Genomic DNA, 16972 nt, shown 5'->3' with positions numbered 1-16972 from the left:
ATCCAAACTAAATTGCTAGAATTTTTCCATGAGCAATATCCAGTACGATTCAGTTTCTACACTTGTTGGTAAAGTCAAAGGACTTCTCGAGGGACAGTTTCGAAGTGTTTCAATAGAGGGAGAGGTGACGAATCTATCACTTTCCTCATCTGGACATTATTATTTCACTCTATCGGATAAGTCATCGGCCCTTTCTGCGTGTCTCTTTAAAATGGATGCTATGAGAAACCCGGCCATTAGAGAAATAAAGAATGGTGACAAGGTTCAGTGTATAGGTGGTATTGGCGTCTATGCTAAGAGAGGATCATTTCAAGTCATCGTAAAGAGAATCACCAAGACCAATGTTGGTGGTGATTTACTGGCAGAATTTGAAAGACTAAAGAAGAAGTTAGCAGGAGAGGGCCTCTTTGATCTCTCTAACAAAAATAAAATACCTACACTGCCTAAGAAGATTGCGGTAATTACTGCTCAAAGGGGTGCAGCACTGCAGGACTTTTTAAACATTACAAAGAGAAGGACTCTTTGGAGTAATGTAATGGTTGTTCCGGCACTTGTTCAAGGTGAGGGAGCAGCAGCTTCAATTAGAAAGGCTCTATTTAATACCATTAAGTACTCACTTGAGAATAAAGAGAATGCTGTTGATGTCATTGTTCTTACTAGAGGGGGCGGAAGTCTAGAAGATCTCTGGGCATTTAATGACGAGGCCCTAGCATGGGATATCTTTAATTGTCCTATCCCTATTATTAGTGCAGTAGGACATCAGGTTGATTTCTCAATATCTGATTATGTAAGTGATCTTCGATGTGAAACACCATCAGCTGCTGCACAAATTCTCAGTGAGGGGCAATCTCAAATTATTTCAAGACTTGAAAATATTAAGAAGCACCTCTCTAGTAGTGGGCGTGAAATTATTTTAGCCAGGAAGGATAGAGTTCATTCTCTAAGACCAGAAGCTCTAATGAATAAAGTGATGAATTTATATCAAGACTATAAATTTAGACTCTCTAGATGCTCACTTGAGAAAAGGGAGTTTGAATTACTTGGTCTACACGAACAATGGCAAAGACTTGATGAATCATTAAAGAGAATGAATTTGGCCCTTGAGAGAACATTGAAGGACCGAGAGCACAGAGTAAATAAATCATTCAATATGCTCGGGGCCCTCAATCCTAGCAATGTCTTAGAGAGAGGCTATAGTTATATGACAGATTCTTCTGGGCATGTTGTTGCAAGTTCAAAAGAGTTTTCTAAACTTGAAAGTGGTGCTGAGTTAGATATTCAATTCAGTGACGGCAAGAACAAGGTGAGCAAAGTATGAGTCTTAAGTCTTTCCAATCAAATTTAGATTGCAGAGAAGTTAATGGACTTATGATTAATAACGGATGGAGAGAGTGCGATGATTCTGATCTCTTACTTTCTCGCCGTGAGGACCCTCGTTTTGGTGGTTGGCAAATAGTAACAGATCTCTCTGCTACAGGTGAGAGAACAATCATTATCCCTGAGTTTTCCTTTAAATATATTCCAAATGTTCTAAGGTTAATTGAAGAGTCCGTTGCAACTGAGAAGTGGTTACAGTTATGTGAAGGGGAGAAGGAGCTCTTTAACTCTTTCTTTAAAACAAAGCTAAGTAGTTATGGGGACTTCCCATTAAATGATTTCTTGGCCTTCCTCGCTTCTTGGGGAGATATTTCAATTGTCCAAGAGCGAGAGAGACTAATTCACTTTCTATACGATCACTTTGATATTGAAATCACTCTTTGCTCGGAAGAAGAGCTCCAAAAAGGTAATGAATTTTTAAATTATAAAAGTATTTTACGGACACACTCAAAAGATAGCTCTCTTTTCTTTTGTTTTAGGGAAGAAGTTCTTGAGGAAGAAGTAAAATTATTACTGGGACTTTTGATTATTTATCAAGACCAAAAAAGAGAGAAGTACACTTTAGAGAAGTACTCTAAAAGTGATTGGGAAATTATCTTAAATAGTTTAAGTTTTTCAACCTGCCTCGTCTCTCCTAGAGGAGAGCTGGTTATTCACAACTCTCACTTCTCATCACTAGGGCTCTATGCCAGTGATTGTTTAAAACTAGAAAATAATGAAACAATTGAATGCAATGAGAAGTTCTTTAAAGTTCTAAAAACTCCTCTAAGAATTAAGGGAAGAGATTATATTTCTTATATCTTTATCTCTGATGAATCCCAAACTCGTGAGGGAGGACTGACTATTTCATCTGAGGAATTAGGAATTATCTCAGGGTCTATTGCCCATGAGTTAAATAATCCTATTGCTGGAATCTTGGCCGCTTTAACTCTTCTTAAACTAGAAGATGATCTAGGTGAAGAGTCGGAGAATCTCATAAGTGATATGGAAACGGGGGCCAAGAGGTGTAAGAAGTTGATTGAAGTCTTCTTAGGATTCTCAAAGCTTGATCCAACTAATTCTCAGAACGATACTCTAGAGAGTTCGGTTGAGCAATCATTGCAGTTACTCAGATCTAGAATGGTTGAGTCTAATTTGAAGATGGTTTTTGATTATAACAAGAAGAGACCTTTTGCTCGCAATTTAAATAATAGTATCTCTTCAATGATTTTCTATCTCATTTTAAGTGAGGCCTTTACTTTAGGGCACCATCAAAAGCTTCTAAGCAGTGAGTTTGATCAAATTAGAATTGAAATAATTGAAGAGGGAAGTGATATTCAATTGCACTTCCACCCGTATATGAAGTTATTTGATGTAATCGCTAAGTCAAAACTCTTATTACACCTAATGAGTCTTCTCGAGTTAGAGCTTGAAGGTAAAGAGAATAAAATTATTATAAGAAGTTTAAAGAAACTTTAAATATAATATTTTGGGTAGTCGTAAGAATTTGGATTCTCTTTTAAATACTCTTCCATTTCTTTGAAGAAGTTTTCCTGATTCTTTGCTGGAAGACTTTTCTTAAAGCAAAAAATAGAACCTTCCTGCGCCTCTTTTAAAATATAAGAGTCGAGAAATTGTTTAAAGAGTGGATTGAAAAATGTTTTCTTCAATTTATTATTGCTCAACTTATTCGATTTAGAGTTGATGTATTGAATTAACTTCTTTCTGTGTCCAGGGTATCTAAAAACAAGCTCAGACTTTTGAGAGAGAGCGTTGATTGGATAGATATTGTATTGCTCTGGGACTAGGTTATTTATAATAATAAAATCCCCAAAGTTATTTCCTAGAATATTTTCACCTCGTATATCGTCCTTTAGAGGCGGTTTCTGCTCAGGAAGATGCTCTTTCCAAAGGAATCTAGATACTTCTCCCTTATCGGTAGAGTCTATTTTATTAAAGAGGCTATTATAATTTATAAGCGCCTCAATAAACGGACCAACTAATTTAATCGTTAAGTTTCTCCAATCCAGTTCTTCTAGCTTAGAGAAAATTAACTCCTTTTCACTATCAGTATTATTACAAGGTAGAGCAAAGAGGATCACTCCATTTTCACCTTTAATGGTTACAATATGTGGAGTCTTTAGAGACATGAACTTATCTCTAATCTCTTGGATATTATCGTCTGACTTGAAGTTGGCCCTATCTAATTCATAGCGACCTCTAGGGTAGTAGAGGTGATTAATTTTTGTGATTCCCTTATCGATATAAATCTTTAAGTAAATAAGTAGTAACTCAGCAGTGGCCAAAGCATCATCAAGTGCTCTATGGGCCTTCTTATGCTTAATTCCAAAAATCTTACTCATATAGTTTAGATTTGAGTTCATCAAATTTGGAATGAGGTACTTTGTCATTAGGTTTGTACAAAGACTTTTATTCTTTAGCTGAGGCTTACCGAGTCTTTTTAGAACAGAGTTAAAAAAGGGAACATCAAAACTTGTATTGTGTGCAACAAGAATTGAGTCTCCCATAAATTTCAAGATTTCATCAATGACATCTTCAATAACGGGGGAGTCTTTGACGTCTTCCTCTTTTATGCTCGTCAGCTTTTGAATAAATTCAGGAATCTTAATTTCGGGTTGAATGAGATAGTTCTTTTGATCAATAACTTCAAAGTTTTTAATTTTAACTAAACCAATTTCTATGATTTTATCGCTCTTGTGATTTCCACCTGTGGTTTCTAAATCAAAGACACAAAATTCGAGATTATTTATTAATTCAAAAGCTTCTGACATGGATGACCTTCGCCGAACATTCGCTCGGGTTGAAAAGGGTAAATAATAATAAATATTTTAAATAAGTTACGCTAATTAGAATAGGGGGAATATACTCCCCCCTTAAATTATGCGCCTATTGTTTTAACAGTTTCTTTAAGTATGCTCGTAAACTTTTCCATGACTCTAAGGGCTTCATCTTTAATATCTTCATGCTTTAGTTCAACATTTTCGATACCTGAGGCCATATTTGTCACACAACTAATTCCACAAACTTTCATACCAATATGATTGGCAGCAATACACTCAGGAACTGTACTCATTCCTACAACATCAGCTCCAAGTGTTCTAAGCATTCTCACTTCGGCCGGTGTTTCATAAGTTGGTCCAAGAACTCCTGCATAGATTCCTGTTTGCATTGTGTAACCAAGTTTTTCAGCACTCTTTAAGATAATTTCTCTTAGCTCTGGGTGATAGGCCTTAGACATATCAGGAAAGCGTGGACCCATTTCTTTAATATTTGGCCCAACTAGTGGATTATTACCTGTCATATTAATATGATCTTCAATAACGACAAGATCACCTGCTTGATAATTAGTATTGATTCCACCTGCGGCATTGGTAAGGATTAAAGTGTCTACACCAAGAGTTGATAAGAGTCTTGTTGGAAAGACTACATCATCCATCTCTAGTCCTTCATAAGAGTGGAACCTTCCTTGAAGAGCAGCGATCTCAGTATTGCCAATCTTTCCAAGGATCAATTTTCCAGCATGACCTTCAACAGTAGTCTTGTGGAAGAAAGGAATATCATCATAAGAGATGATTGTTTTATCTTCGATTTGATCAACGAAGTCTCCGAGACCAGACCCAAGTACAACTCCTACTTTAGGACTACAAGGTTTAACTTTTTGAATATGGGCCGCAGCTGTAGCTAATTTCTCATACATAATTTTCTTCCAGTTTTAACAAAGAGGGTTCTCATCAATTTCATAAATCAATGGCTTGATAACCTTAGGCTTTGCATCTTTAATTTTGATATTCTTAGTTAGTATTTCTTCTTCAATATTTTTTACAATTTCAGCTTGGTCATTATTGTAATAAATAGTAACGAGCTTCTCGCCCTTCTTAACTTTTTGACCGACACATTTATGGACAATGAATCCAACACCAAAGTCGATGAGATCTTCGGTCTTCTTTCTTCCTCCGCCTAGAGTCACTACGTGCTCTCCAAATTCTTGGCAGGCAATACTTGAGATATAACCAGATTTCGTGGCGAGGACCTCTTTGGTATTCTTTGCTAATGGTAATCTTGAGTAGTCGTCGACAACCTTGTGATCTCCACCCTGTAGGCGTATGAGCTCTCTGAAGCTTTCAAGTGCCTTACCATTTTTTAGAACTTCCTTGGCCTTCTTTATTCCGGCCTTATGTGTCTTTGTAATTTCTGCTAAGTAAATCATCGCTCCAGCAAGTTCCACTGAAATATCAGTAATATCTTTTGGACCTTTGTTCTTTAGAACTTCAATACTTTCAATGATCTCTAAACTATTACCGACAGCTTCACCAAGAGGTTGGTTCATATCAGTAATCATTGTAAGCATCTTCTTATCAAAGCGAGTCGCCGTGTCGCGAAGACTCTTGCCAAGCGCCTTGGCCTTTTGACGAGTTTTCATAAATGCGCCAGAACCTGTCTTGATATCCATGACTATTCCGTTGGCCCCTTCTGCGAGTTTCTTACTCATAATAGAAGCAGTGATGAGAGGAATACTATCGACAGTGGCAGTAACATCTCTTAGAGCGTAAATTTTCTTATCGGCCGGAGCAATTTCTCCTGTTTGACCAATGAGGGCCATTCGATTCTTGTCTACGGCCTTTTTAAATTCTTCCAGTGATAGGGAAGTTTTAAATCCTTTAATTGACTCAACCTTATCGATGGTTCCACCTGTGTGACCTAGACCTCTCCCGGCCATCATAGGAACTTTTACACCTGCCGCGTGGGCAATAGGCGCGAGAATGAATGAAGCCTTGTCTCCGACACCACCTGTACTGTGCTTGTCGATAACATCGACCCCTTCAAAAGAGATTGTAGAACCTGAAAAGAGCATCGCATCTGTAAGAGATGCAGTCTCGGCCTTATCAAAACCTTTGATGTAGATGGCCATTAGAAGGGCACTCATCTGGTAGTCTGTGATGGACTTATTAGTCACACCTGCGATGAACCACTTGATTTCAGTATCTGTTAATGTTTTTCCGTCCCTTTTCTTGGCGATAATATCGTAGGCGGAGTAATTTAAATTTGTTTCGAGATTTTTCATGTACTTGACTCATTATTAAAAAAAAAGCATCGTTATATATGTAACTTTCTTAAAAGAAAGGAAACAACATCATATTCGCCGGGCCTTTAACTGTAAATGCCCGATTAAGGTGGTTTTAATGTTCAATAAATTTAATAAAATGTTTTTAATACTAATGACGGCTTTTTCTCTGTCCTTAGCTCCTAGCGCAATGGCACAAGAGGGAGAGTCTTCGATCCTGCAAGAGTCAGTTGGAGACTTAACAACAGTTGCTGCAATTGGTCTTGGTGGGGCAATACTTGGACTTTCAACTCTTTCATTCACTGAAGAGCCTAAGGATCACTTAAAGAATATTCTTGTAGGTGGAGCTATTGGGATTATCGCCGGTGTTGGAATTGTTGCTTGGCAACAAGCGACGAAGAGTAAGGGAGTGATTGAGTCTCACGGTATGAACTCAAGTGAAGAGTTCTCTACAGCTAGACGCGTGGCCTGGCAAAAGTCTCAGATTCAAAAGAAATTTCAATCTCAAGCTAAATCCATTCCTACTTTTAGTTACAACTTCTCGTTTTAATTAATTTTTTCTTTGTTTGCTGCTTTGCGAAGAGTTCCCATATCCTCTTCGCTTTGCTAAAGTCTATCCAAACTAATGATGGAGTAGATTACTATGGAAAGATTCATTTCCTTTTTCGGCCTTTTGTTAATGCTTTTTGCTGCGTACTTATTGAGTACGAATAAAAAGAAAGTTTGTTGGCGAACAGTCGCCTCGGGAATTGGCCTACAAATCTTCCTAGGACTCATCATCTTAAAGACGAGCTTTGGTAAGGGTTTCTTTGAATATGCGAGAACATTCTTTACTGGAATTTTAGCTTACACTAATGAAGGTTCAAAATTTATTTTTGGAAGTCTGACAGGTGTTGAGAAGTTTGGTTTTATTTTCTTCGTTCAAGTTCTTCCTACTATTCTCTTTATGAGTGCACTAATGTCTATTCTCTATCACTTGGGAGTTATGCAAGTCGTAATTCGATTTATGGCCAAGATAATGGTTAAGGTGATGGGAACTTCAGGTGGGGAATCTCTTGCGGCAGCAGCTAATGTCTTTGCTGGTCAAACAGAAGCACCACTTGTCATTAGACCCTTTATTTCAAAGATGACAAAGTCTGAATTAATGGCCTTGATGACTGGTGGTATGGCCACTGTTGCTGGTGGGGTTTTAGCCGCTTATGTTGGTTTTGGTGTCGATGCTGCTCATTTATTGGCAGCCTCTGTAATGTCTGCACCAGCTGCACTTGTTTGTGCAAAACTACTTGTCCCTGAAACAGAATCTTCACAAACTCACGGGGACCTTAAATTAGAAATTGAAAAAGAAACGACGAATTTAGTAGATGCGGCAGCACACGGAGCCAGTGAAGGTTTAAAGCTTGCCTTAAATGTAGGCGCCATGCTCTTGGCCTTCATCGCTCTCATCGCTATGTTTAATGGTATCCTTTCGTTCGTGGGTGGTTGGTTTAACTATCCTGAGCTCTCTATGGAGCTTATTTCTGGATACCTCTTCGCGCCAGTGGCGTGGCTCCTAGGTGTTCCATGGGCAGACTGTCAAATTGTGGGAAGTCTCCTAGGTAAGAAAATGATTTTAAATGAATTTGTAGCATATCTAGATTTAACTAAGGCCATGAGTGAAGGTGCTCTTTCAGAGCGCGCAATTATTATTTCAACTTATGCCCTTTGTGGTTTTGCAAACTTTAGCTCCATTGCCATTCAAGTTGGCGGGATTGGAGTCCTCGCACCAGATAGAAGAAAAGATCTGGCCGAACTTGGAGTCAAGTCTATGATCGGAGGAACTCTAGCTTGTTTAATGACCGCAGCAGTTGCAGGTATGTTCTTATAAAAGAGAGTAAGGATTACTATGGGTAAACAATTAATTATCAATCAAACTCTAAACGAGTGTAGAGCGGCATTAGTTCTCAATGGAGAAATCTTAGACTTCCTAATGGAGAGAACAACTGAAGGTGAGGATAAAGTTCCACAAGTTGGAGATATTTTTAAAGGGCGCGTTCTGCGAGTCTTACCTGGGATGCAATCTGCTTTTGTTGATATTGGTTGGGAAAAGGCCGCATTTCTCTATGTAGATGACGCCTATATTCCTACTCTGCAAGAGCAGAGAGAGATGGCCGAAAAAACGCGCAAGATGATTGAGTCACAAGAGAGAGTAGGGGAAGTTATTCCCGATGAATTTTCAACTCTCAATGAATCGGTAAATATGCGCTTTCGCCCTGAGCATGCAACGATAGAGACTTTCTTAAAAGAGGGTCAGGAAATTTTAGTTCAAGTTGCTAAAGAGCCTATTTCAACAAAGGGGCCAAGGGTTACAAGACAGATCACTCTAGCGGGAAGACATGTCGTTTTCATGCCATTCATTGAGCACACAGGTGTTTCAAGAAGAATTGAAAATGAAGGTGAGCGCGAGAGATTGCGTGAAATTTTAGATACCATTAGACCAGAAGGTAAGGGTGTTATCGCTAGAACTGTTGCCGAGGGACAGAGTTATAGAACTCTTAAATCTGATTACAATATGCTTGTTAAGATTTGGAAAGATGTTCAAAAGAAGGCGGAGAAATCTAAGCCTTCCACTGTCTGTTATAGAGACTTGAGTTTTATTCAAAGACTCTTAAGAGATATTACAGACGAAGATGTTTCTGAAATTATTATCGACTCCAAAGATAATCAAAAAGAAGTTGAGAAGTTTACATCAAAGTACCTACCTTCAATGAAAGGGAAAACAGTGCTCTACGATGATACAACTCCTATTTTTGAAAAATTTGGCGTAGATATGGAGATCGAAAGAGGGATTAGTAATAAGGTTTACCTGCGCTCTGGTGGGTCTTTGAATATTGATCAAACCGAAGCTCTTGTCTCTATTGATGTGAACACTGGAAAATTTGTTGGTCGCAAGAATCTCGAAGAAACAATCCTTCGAACTAATATGGAGGCGGTTAAAGAAATCGCTTACCAATTAAGACTTAGAAATTGTGGTGGGATTATTATTATCGATTTCATCGATATGGAAAAAGAAGAGCATAGAGAAACGGTTTATAATCTTCTTATCGAAGCCCTTAAAAAAGATCGTTCAAAAACAAATGTTCTTCCTATCTCAGGACTTGGCCTAGTCGAAATGACTAGAAAGAGAACGAGAGACACGCTAACAAGAGTTCTCTGTGAGCCATGTCCATATTGTGAAGGGACGGGGAGAGTTAAGTCGACTCTAACTGTTTGTTACGAATTGATTCGTGAACTTTTAAAAGTATTAAATAAATCCACAGGCTCAAAGGTCTATATTTATGCTCACCCTGAAGTTACAGCAAGACTGTGTGGCGACGATTTAGATCTTATTGAAAACCTTGAAGAGGGTTATGGTAAATCTCTGCAAATTAGATCAGAGAATAATTATCATATTGAGCAATACGAAATTTTCTCGCAAGAGTATTAATTCACTTCTTTAAATTTTATCGAATAGCCCATCTCTTTTTTGAAAGAAATCTCAAGAGGAGTTTGGGCCAATTTCTTCTTTGTATTTGTTATATGTGAGTTTAGTTTACTCGTTTGAGTTGAGTTCCATATTAGGCGAGTGAGCTTTTCTTTGGAGATGGAAACTTTTAAATTTTCAAAAAGTGCAAAGAGAATATTAAATTCAATAGGTGAGAGATTGAGATTTTTCTTTTGAAAGAAGCCACGCTGACAATTCTTATCTAAAATAAAGTCATTGAGACAAATAAGCATTTTATTTCTCTTCAAGTAGAGTTGTATCAATTTATTGATGCGAACTAACTTCTCTTCAAAACTCATTTCATAGTCTAGAACGTCGTCGGCACCATTTTCAAGAGATCTAATCTTCTTTTGGCGGCCTCTCTTAACTGAGTCAATATAAGCAATTGTTGGAATGCCCTCGAGTGAATAGTTCTGTCTAAACTCATTCACCCTTCTTTGAATGGCCTGATTGTAGATAATGAGAATAGGCTTCTTTTCAAGCTCAAGATCATGCTTGTCTTGGGCATCTACTTTTAATGTGAATTTAGACTCTAAGGAATCTCCAATTAGCTTAACGATAGCTATAGGTAGTCCGAGTAGATAAATATCGAAGTCATAATTCATATAAGAATAATAAGTAGAGATTGAAATTGTGCAAACTTAAGTTATCTTGATGTTTGGCCCTCCTTAGGTTTTGTCTAAGACATTCGTACTAGGACTTGATTAGTTTTACAGAGACTATTATTATTCGCAGATGCCAAATAAAGCTTATCTTTTTCCATTGTCGAAAATTTCCTTGCAAGAGGGAACTCGAAAGCCGCTGAATATCTTCGAGCCAAGGTATTTAGAGATGGTTAAGGATTCAATTGAAAAGAATATTCCCATTGCCCTGGCCTTTGCCCATAGCGAAGACTCGCTGGCCAGTGAATCCACTGCAATTGTTCATGAACATCATAGCTATGTACGTAAGACTGTTTGTATGGGAGTGCCTGAGATTGTTCAAGAATGTAGCGACGGCACAATGGTTATTCTGCTCACGGGAACCCTGCGCGGCACTATTATGGAAGTTCTCGACGAGGGGACTCCCTACTTGGTATGTGAATTTACTCCCAAGGCAAGTGTTCAAGAGCTTAAGGCCGAAAATATTTTACTTCTGCGCAGACTCAAGACGAAACTTGAAAAATGGGTGGGAAAGATGGTAAAGCTTGAGTGCCAAAAAGATCATTTAAAACCTTGTTTGACGCAACCCGAGAGAGTGGTTGGTCTCTATATTGAATTATTGGTGGAATCCCCTGAAACGAAGCAGCTTTTGCTGGAGATGGACGATATTAATGAAAAGATTCAATATTTGATCTTCAATAGTTAGAATTCCTTTAAAATTAGATACTTATAATTGCTAAAGAAAGTTCTTTGGCCATTTACCTTTGCTCGCTTTTTTGTTATCTTTTCGAAACATTTTTGCGTAAATCTCGCTCCATCATTAGTTAGGTGGGGCCATAAATTGTCCGGGAGGTTTTTATGATTTATGAATTGGCCATAGTGGCTAAGACGGAAACTACTGAGGAGCAAAGAGCTGCTCTTCAAGCAATGGTTACTGAAGTTGTTGGTGCAAATGCTGGTGAAGTATTTTTAACTGATGACTGGGGTAACAAGCACTTCGCACAAGCGACATCAAAAGGTGTAAGAACAGGTCACTACCTTTACTTCATCTACTCTGGTAACGGTGCTGTTAACTTAGAAATCGAAAGACGTCTAAAAATCAACGAATCAATTCTTAAGAAAATGATTGTTAAAGTTGGTGAGACTGCTGAGCAAGGTACTGAGATTGCTAAGAAATTCAAGTCACCTTTTTCTAAGAAATTCAACGGTTCAATCCTTGATGAAAATGATTCTGATTCTGATCTTGAAAAAGATAAGAAGAGATTCTCAAGAAGAAAGTCTTGTTGGTTTGCTGCAAACAACATTACACCAGATTGGAAAGACCCAAAAACTTATGCATGGTTAATCAACGAGTTTGGAAAAATTAATCCAGGTCGTGTTTCAGGTATTAGCCGTAAAGCTCACAGACTTGCTGATACAGCAATTAAGAGAGCGAGAAACATGGGTGTTGTAAGTCACATTACAAATAGCTTAGCTGAATAAGAATTGGTTTTAATTGTAAAATGACAAATCACAACGATGATAACAACTATTTAAAAACATCTCAGGGTTCTGAACAGAAGTCTAAGGAGAAGGTTTTTGGTCAACTGACTATTGGGAAATTAGTTTTCCTAGCAGTGATCTCGTTATTATTATCTGTGGCAGGTCCTTTAATTGTTTTTGCACCAATTCCACTTTGTATTGCCTTTTTACTTTATGGTAAGGGAAAGACATTTGGCCTCATCGCAGCAACTATTGCTGTTATTGTTGGAGCTTCTTTCTTAGTTTCTTCTTTAGAGGGAACAAGAATGATGAGCCTCTACTTTGTGGTCACTTCAATTGTAGCTTTTTTAACTGCAAGAGTTGTGTGGAATAAGCAAAACCCAGTATCGGCCCTTCTAAAGAATGGTTTTTCAGTTTTTACAGTTTTAGCTCTATTATTTGGTTTACTTGTTATGCTATCTGGAAAAACAACTGTGGACATGTTTACTGATACAGTCGTCCAGGTTGGAGATAGTTTAAAGGCAAGTAAGGGATTTGATAATTTTCTAGCTGAAGGCGGTGAACAAGCCGAGGCCATGAAGTTTATAATTGATAAGCCAAAAGAAGTAGCAATTTTAGTTCTAAGAATGACATTCGCAGTGACGTTTGTTGGAACTTTCTTCTTTTTATGGATATCGCAATTTATGCTGATGAGAAACTCACTTATCTGGCGTCAATTCTACGATTATCCTTACAAGATGAAAGACTTAGTTCGCTTTAAGGTTCCTGAACAATTTGTTTACGGACTGATTTTAGCAATGGCATTAATTCCTCTTGGAAGTTTTGTTTTTGAAAGTCAGTTAATGGAAACAATTGGATGGAATATTGTTTACTCTCTAGGAATCTTTTATTTCTTCCAAGGGTTTGGAATTGTTTCTGATGCGCTAGATACGTACGGCATTTTTGGATTTTTTAGAAGTATTGTCGTTATCCTATCAATATTTATGGGTTATCAAGCGGTAACTATATTAGGGATAGCGGATATTTGGATTGATTTTAGAAAGTTCTTAAAAAAAAAGAATAAAATGAAGGAGATATAATATGAAAGTGATCTTAACAGAAAGAGTAAAGACTCTTGGAAATGTTGGTGAGATCGTAAATGTTTCTCAAGGTTATGCTAGAAACTATTTATTACCAAATAGATTTGCTGTATTAGCTGATGAGTCTAATACTAAGCAACTTAACCACCAACAAAAAGTTCTTGCAAAGAAAATGGAAGAACAAAAAGCTACTGCAGTTGCAAGTGCTAAGAAAGTAGAAGGAATCACTCTTGAGTTCGTAAGAAGAGTAGCTGGTTCTGGAAAGCTTTTCGGAACAGTTTCTAACTTAGAAATTGCAAAGGAACTTGAAGCTCAAGGTGTTGAAGTTGAAAAGAGAATGATCGTTGTTGCTAACCCAATTAAAGCAATTGGTAACTTTGATGTAACAGCTAAGTTATTCGAAGGTGTAGAAGCTAACTTTAAAGTTAACGTTACACTTGATCCAGCTCAAGCAGAAGAGATGAAGAAGAAGCAAGAAGATGCAGACAGAAAGAAAGCTGCAGCAGCTGAAGCAGCCGCTCTTGCTAAAGAAAATGGTGAAACTGAAGAAGCAACTTCTGAAGTAAAAGAACTTACTGAAGAAGAAAAGCTTAAAGAAGAAGCCAACAAAATCTTAAGATCTTAAGATTTTATTCCAAAGTTTCGTAGCCTAGCTACATTTAGGGCCCAGAGTTTTCTCTGGGCCTATATTTTAAATCGACAGTAAAATCTCTGGAGGTTCCAATGGAAAATAATATTAAGCAATTACCCCATGACTTATTGGCGGAGAAATCTCTACTAGGTTGTTTAATTATTGATGGGAACTCTTTCGATGAGATGAGTGATTTAAAATTAAAAGGTGAGGACTTTTATCACCCTCAATACGGAGTCATTTACGAAGCCATCGCAGATTTAAATAGTGCAAGTCTTCCAATTGACTTTGTAACAGTATGTTCAAAACTTACTGAGATTGGAAAATTAGAAGCTGTTGGTGGACAATCTTCTGTTATGGAAATTGTCGAAGACCAAGCTTCGGCGGCCAATATTTATCACTACGCTAAAGTCGTTAAAGATAAGTCTGGTATGCGCGAAGTTATAAGAAGTGCTGAACGTGTGGCCTCAATGGGTTACGACTTCGGTGGTAAGTCTGAGGACTTCATTCAAGAAGTAGAGTCAACTTTCTTCAAGCTTACTAATGAAGCCAAGTCTGGAAAAATGCAAAAGCTTAATTCTTGCTTGAAGCTCAATCTTAAAGAACTAGAGGACACTTCAAGAGTTCCAGGTGAAATTAATGGACTTCCAACTGGCTATCCTAAATTGGATGAAATGCTTCTTGGAATGCAGCCGGGGCAATTAATTATCTTAGCTGCCCGTCCTGCGATGGGGAAAACGGCTTTGGCCCTAAATATTGCTCAAAACGCTTGTGCTACTTCAGGGCTACCTGTTGCAATCTTCTCTCTGGAGATGTTATCTAACGAACTTTCAATGAGACTTCTCTCACAAAAGGCGAAGGTAGACTCTAAGAGAATTAGACAGAAAAATTTCTTGGACACTGACCTAAGAAGTATAGGTAAAGCTGTTCAAGAGTTATCTCAATTTCCAATTTTTATAAATGATTCAGGTGACTCAACAATTTTAGATATTCAATCCCAGTGTCGTAAAATTAAAACTGAGCAAGGTCTTGGACTTATAATTATTGATTACCTTCAGTTAATGAACTCTCACACTAAGAACCCATCTAGAGAACAGCAGATTTCAGAGATGTCTAGGGGTCTTAAGTCAATGGCAAAGGAATTGGGTTGTCCTGTTATTGCTCTCTCTCAGCTTAACCGTGGTGTTGAATCGAGACCAAATAAGAGACCAATGACGAGTGACCTTAGAGAGTCTGGTGCCATTGAGCAGGATGCGGATATCATTATGTTCGTTTACCGTGACGAGTATTATAACCAAGATACTAAAGAGCCTGGTATTGCCGAGGTTATCGTCGGTAAGAATAGAGCCGGTGAAACGGGAACGGCTAAACTCTCTTGGGTTGGTCAATATACGAGTTTTGAAAATCCGGCCTTTAATATAGAAAACGAACATTAATTATGTGGTCCATCTTTTGGATGGGGGATGGTTTTGTAAAATACTCCTCTCCAAGCTTTGCAAGAGTTTTCTATCGTCATTATTCCATTGATCTATTAACTGGGCAGAGAAGTGATATTAAAATAGATCACTTCTTAGAGCGTTTAGAAAGTGATCATGGATCTCTAGAAGAAATTAGGCAAAAGAGAAATTATGTTGTGCACCTCTTCTATGAGTTGGGAGAAATTCTCTTAGACCACTCTGGTCCTGGTGCAGATGATCCTCTCGCTATTGAGATTCAGTACAAAGAAAAGAAACCTTGGTCATTAATAGAGAATATACCTTCTCTTGAGTTAAAGGCCGTCGGAGCTGTTTCTAGTCGCGATTACAAGGCAGCATTTGATAAAGGGTATGAGCATCTTCTAAGAGGGGATATTTATCAATTTAATTTAACCTTTCCTTTTAGCTATAGGTGGAAGAAGAACCACTCCGCTAAGGAGATTTGTTCAAGACTGTGGAGAGAGAAAGAGAGTCGATCTCCATATGCGCACGCCACATATATCCCAAAGCTAGGAAAACTCTATCTAAGTAATTCACCTGAGTGTCTTTTTCAAGGTGACTTAAAAGGGCCACAGGCGAGTCTGTGGACAATGCCTATAAAAGGGACGCTTCCTAGGGGAGAAGATTGGAGAGAGTCGTTTAAGAAGCTCAAATCATCTAAGAAAGATCAGGGTGAGTTAAATATGATTACTGATCTTCTAAGAAATGATTTAACTAAAATAGATCTGCAAGTCGGAAGGGTTATTAAAAAGTGTGCTCCTCTCGTTGTTCCAAAAATTATTCATCAATACTCACTAATTGAAACAAAGCTAAGGGAGAGTACATCTCTTTTAAAAATTGTGAAGGCCATGTTTCCTGGCGGTAGTGTCACGGGTGCGCCAAAGAAGAATGTTGTGAAAATTTTATCTTCACTAGAGAAAGAAAAGAGAGGCTTCTACTGCGGTAGCACAATATTGATTGATAGAGATCTTTTTGCGGCCTCCATTAATATTCGCTCGGGTGACTTTTGCATGGATGACAAAATGATGCGCTATCACGCTGGCGGGGGCATTACTTTACTTAGCAAGTGCGAAGAAGAGTTCCTAGAGATGCATCTTAAGAAGGATAGCTTTGTAAGAAACCTCTAAATGACGCTCTACTTTTACCTGAGTGTTTTTCTTATAATCTTATAAATTCAACAATTTATAGTTACTGAAAGAATCTAATAAAGTCTTACAACTCGCTGTAAGAACCCTCATTTATTTGACATGGTGAAAAAGAGATTTGTATCATTTTTATGCACCATAAGAAAACATGGGCCTTCGGCATGGACAGGTCATACTAATATTAAAAATAAGAGTTTTTAATATTGTGACGGCTGAAGTAGGTACAAGGGAGTGTAGGAATGACACAGCAGAATTTAGCCAGAACGGCAGAATTGAATTCAAAATCGACCAGTACGGAAGAGATGGTTTCGTTTTCAACTCTTTCACAAATGACAGGTTTTCCAGTTGATTTTATCAAAAAGGAATTACTGTTAGACGAAGAACCTATTTCAATGTCCCAGCTTAGAGAATCGATGGCCATTTATTTGGAATCGACAATTGATCACGTAAGAGGTTGATGACACTCTTAAGCCTTGGGCGGGGAAACATAGGAGTTGTTTTCAATTTAAGGGTAGACATCTTGATTAAGGACCCGGCTTCGGCCGGGTTTTTTTTTGGAG

At 37.9% G+C, this 16972-nt stretch carries 16 protein-coding genes; 12 read left to right on the top strand and 4 right to left on the bottom strand.

What is annotated here, in order from left to right:
- The first annotated feature begins 28 nt into the window (after positions 1-28).
- Together xseA and BMS_RS12960 are read left to right on the top strand one after the other, a co-directional pair.
- Complete coding sequence (gene xseA / locus BMS_RS12965) at positions 29-1318, top strand: exodeoxyribonuclease VII large subunit (protein WP_014245275.1); 1290 nt, start codon at positions 29-31, stop codon at positions 1316-1318.
- Complete coding sequence (locus BMS_RS12960; protein ID WP_014245274.1) at positions 1315-2835, top strand: histidine kinase dimerization/phospho-acceptor domain-containing protein; 1521 nt, start codon at positions 1315-1317, stop codon at positions 2833-2835. Before xseA ends, BMS_RS12960 begins: the two co-directional genes overlap by 4 nt.
- Here the strand turns inward: BMS_RS12960 and BMS_RS12955 are convergent.
- The 3 genes from BMS_RS12955 to BMS_RS12945 all read right to left on the bottom strand — a co-directional run bounded on the left by BMS_RS12955 (position 2832) and on the right by BMS_RS12945 (position 6439).
- Entirely contained in the window at positions 2832-4148 is a 1317-nt protein-coding gene (locus BMS_RS12955; protein ID WP_014245273.1) for a 3'-5' exonuclease, read from the bottom strand. The two genes, BMS_RS12960 and BMS_RS12955, sit on opposite strands and share 4 nt — an antisense overlap.
- A gap of 107 nt (positions 4149-4255) precedes the next feature.
- Positions 4256-5074, bottom strand: a complete 819-nt coding sequence (locus tag BMS_RS12950; protein ID WP_014245272.1) for a purine-nucleoside phosphorylase — start codon at positions 5072-5074, stop codon at positions 4256-4258.
- A gap of 15 nt (positions 5075-5089) precedes the next feature.
- A complete protein-coding gene (locus BMS_RS12945; RefSeq protein WP_014245271.1) occupies positions 5090-6439 on the bottom strand; it encodes a thymidine phosphorylase in 1350 nt (449 codons plus the stop codon).
- A gap of 118 nt (positions 6440-6557) precedes the next feature.
- On the opposite strand from BMS_RS12945, the gene BMS_RS17115 reads away from it, so the two are divergent.
- From BMS_RS17115 to BMS_RS12930, 3 genes are all read left to right on the top strand, one after another.
- Positions 6558-6989, top strand: coding sequence for a hypothetical protein (locus BMS_RS17115; protein WP_014245270.1), 432 nt, complete (start codon positions 6558-6560; stop codon positions 6987-6989).
- A 93-nt stretch (positions 6990-7082) separates the two neighbouring features.
- Entirely contained in the window at positions 7083-8303 is a 1221-nt protein-coding gene (locus tag BMS_RS12935; RefSeq protein WP_014245269.1) for a NupC/NupG family nucleoside CNT transporter, read from the top strand.
- Between the two features lie 18 nt (positions 8304-8321).
- The gene (locus BMS_RS12930) at positions 8322-9902 is read left to right on the top strand and encodes an Rne/Rng family ribonuclease (protein ID WP_014245268.1); all 1581 of its coding nucleotides are present in this window, start codon (positions 8322-8324) and stop codon (positions 9900-9902) included.
- Here BMS_RS12930 and BMS_RS12925 read toward each other — a convergent pair.
- The gene (locus BMS_RS12925) at positions 9899-10564 is read right to left on the bottom strand and encodes a winged helix-turn-helix domain-containing protein (RefSeq protein WP_014245267.1); all 666 of its coding nucleotides are present in this window, start codon (positions 10562-10564) and stop codon (positions 9899-9901) included. The genes BMS_RS12930 and BMS_RS12925 overlap by 4 nt on opposite strands.
- A 130-nt stretch (positions 10565-10694) precedes the next feature.
- On the opposite strand from BMS_RS12925, the gene BMS_RS12920 reads away from it, so the two are divergent.
- The 7 genes from BMS_RS12920 (at position 10695) to BMS_RS12890 (ending at position 16870) form a co-directional block, all read left to right on the top strand.
- Positions 10695-11306, top strand: a complete 612-nt coding sequence (locus tag BMS_RS12920; protein WP_014245266.1) for an LON peptidase substrate-binding domain-containing protein — start codon at positions 10695-10697, stop codon at positions 11304-11306.
- 152 nt (positions 11307-11458) lie between these two features.
- Positions 11459-12082 (top strand): 30S ribosomal protein S18, encoded by a 624-nt coding sequence (gene rpsR / locus BMS_RS17685; protein ID WP_014245265.1) that lies wholly within the window; start codon positions 11459-11461, stop codon positions 12080-12082.
- 20 nt (positions 12083-12102) lie between these two features.
- Complete coding sequence (locus tag BMS_RS12910; protein WP_014245264.1) at positions 12103-13161, top strand: DUF2232 domain-containing protein; 1059 nt, start codon at positions 12103-12105, stop codon at positions 13159-13161.
- Between the two features lies 1 nt (position 13162).
- Positions 13163-13786 (top strand): 50S ribosomal protein L9, encoded by a 624-nt coding sequence (gene rplI, locus BMS_RS12905; protein WP_014245263.1) that lies wholly within the window; start codon positions 13163-13165, stop codon positions 13784-13786.
- Positions 13787-13884: 98 nt separating this feature from the next.
- Complete coding sequence (gene dnaB / locus BMS_RS12900; RefSeq protein WP_014245262.1) at positions 13885-15228, top strand: replicative DNA helicase; 1344 nt, start codon at positions 13885-13887, stop codon at positions 15226-15228.
- Between the two features lie 2 nt (positions 15229-15230).
- On the top strand, positions 15231-16394 hold the full coding sequence (locus tag BMS_RS12895) for a chorismate-binding protein (protein ID WP_014245261.1): 1164 nt from the start codon (positions 15231-15233) through the stop codon (positions 16392-16394).
- 257 nt (positions 16395-16651) lie between these two features.
- Positions 16652-16870, top strand: a complete 219-nt coding sequence (locus BMS_RS12890) for a hypothetical protein (RefSeq protein ID WP_044557608.1) — start codon at positions 16652-16654, stop codon at positions 16868-16870.
- The last annotated feature ends 102 nt before the right edge of the window (positions 16871-16972 follow it).

Source organism: Halobacteriovorax marinus SJ (assembly GCF_000210915.2).
Classification (GTDB): Bacteria; Bdellovibrionota; Bacteriovoracia; order Bacteriovoracales; family Bacteriovoracaceae; genus Halobacteriovorax; species Halobacteriovorax marinus.
This window is presented reverse-complemented; position numbering and strand designations above follow the sequence as displayed.

What these genes read in the sequence shown, in the direction of transcription:
- xseA (WP_014245275.1), top strand. Translation starts at nt 29, where the DNA reads ATGAGCAATATCCAGTACGATTCAGTTTCTACACTTGTTGGTAAAGTC.
- BMS_RS12960 (WP_014245274.1), top strand. Translation starts at nt 1,315, where the DNA reads ATGAGTCTTAAGTCTTTCCAATCAAATTTAGATTGCAGAGAAGTTAAT.
- BMS_RS12955 (WP_014245273.1), bottom strand. Translation starts at nt 4,148, where the DNA reads ATGTCAGAAGCTTTTGAATTAATAAATAATCTCGAATTTTGTGTCTTT.
- BMS_RS12950 (WP_014245272.1), bottom strand. Translation starts at nt 5,074, where the DNA reads ATGTATGAGAAATTAGCTACAGCTGCGGCCCATATTCAAAAAGTTAAA.
- BMS_RS12945 (WP_014245271.1), bottom strand. Translation starts at nt 6,439, where the DNA reads ATGAAAAATCTCGAAACAAATTTAAATTACTCCGCCTACGATATTATC.
- BMS_RS17115 (WP_014245270.1), top strand. Translation starts at nt 6,558, where the DNA reads ATGTTCAATAAATTTAATAAAATGTTTTTAATACTAATGACGGCTTTT.
- BMS_RS12935 (WP_014245269.1), top strand. Translation starts at nt 7,083, where the DNA reads ATGGAAAGATTCATTTCCTTTTTCGGCCTTTTGTTAATGCTTTTTGCT.
- BMS_RS12930 (WP_014245268.1), top strand. Translation starts at nt 8,322, where the DNA reads ATGGGTAAACAATTAATTATCAATCAAACTCTAAACGAGTGTAGAGCG.
- BMS_RS12925 (WP_014245267.1), bottom strand. Translation starts at nt 10,564, where the DNA reads ATGAATTATGACTTCGATATTTATCTACTCGGACTACCTATAGCTATC.
- BMS_RS12920 (WP_014245266.1), top strand. Translation starts at nt 10,695, where the DNA reads ATGCCAAATAAAGCTTATCTTTTTCCATTGTCGAAAATTTCCTTGCAA.
- rpsR (WP_014245265.1), top strand. Translation starts at nt 11,459, where the DNA reads ATGATTTATGAATTGGCCATAGTGGCTAAGACGGAAACTACTGAGGAG.
- BMS_RS12910 (WP_014245264.1), top strand. Translation starts at nt 12,103, where the DNA reads ATGACAAATCACAACGATGATAACAACTATTTAAAAACATCTCAGGGT.
- rplI (WP_014245263.1), top strand. Translation starts at nt 13,163, where the DNA reads ATGAAAGTGATCTTAACAGAAAGAGTAAAGACTCTTGGAAATGTTGGT.
- dnaB (WP_014245262.1), top strand. Translation starts at nt 13,885, where the DNA reads ATGGAAAATAATATTAAGCAATTACCCCATGACTTATTGGCGGAGAAA.
- BMS_RS12895 (WP_014245261.1), top strand. Translation starts at nt 15,231, where the DNA reads ATGTGGTCCATCTTTTGGATGGGGGATGGTTTTGTAAAATACTCCTCT.
- BMS_RS12890 (WP_044557608.1), top strand. Translation starts at nt 16,652, where the DNA reads ATGACACAGCAGAATTTAGCCAGAACGGCAGAATTGAATTCAAAATCG.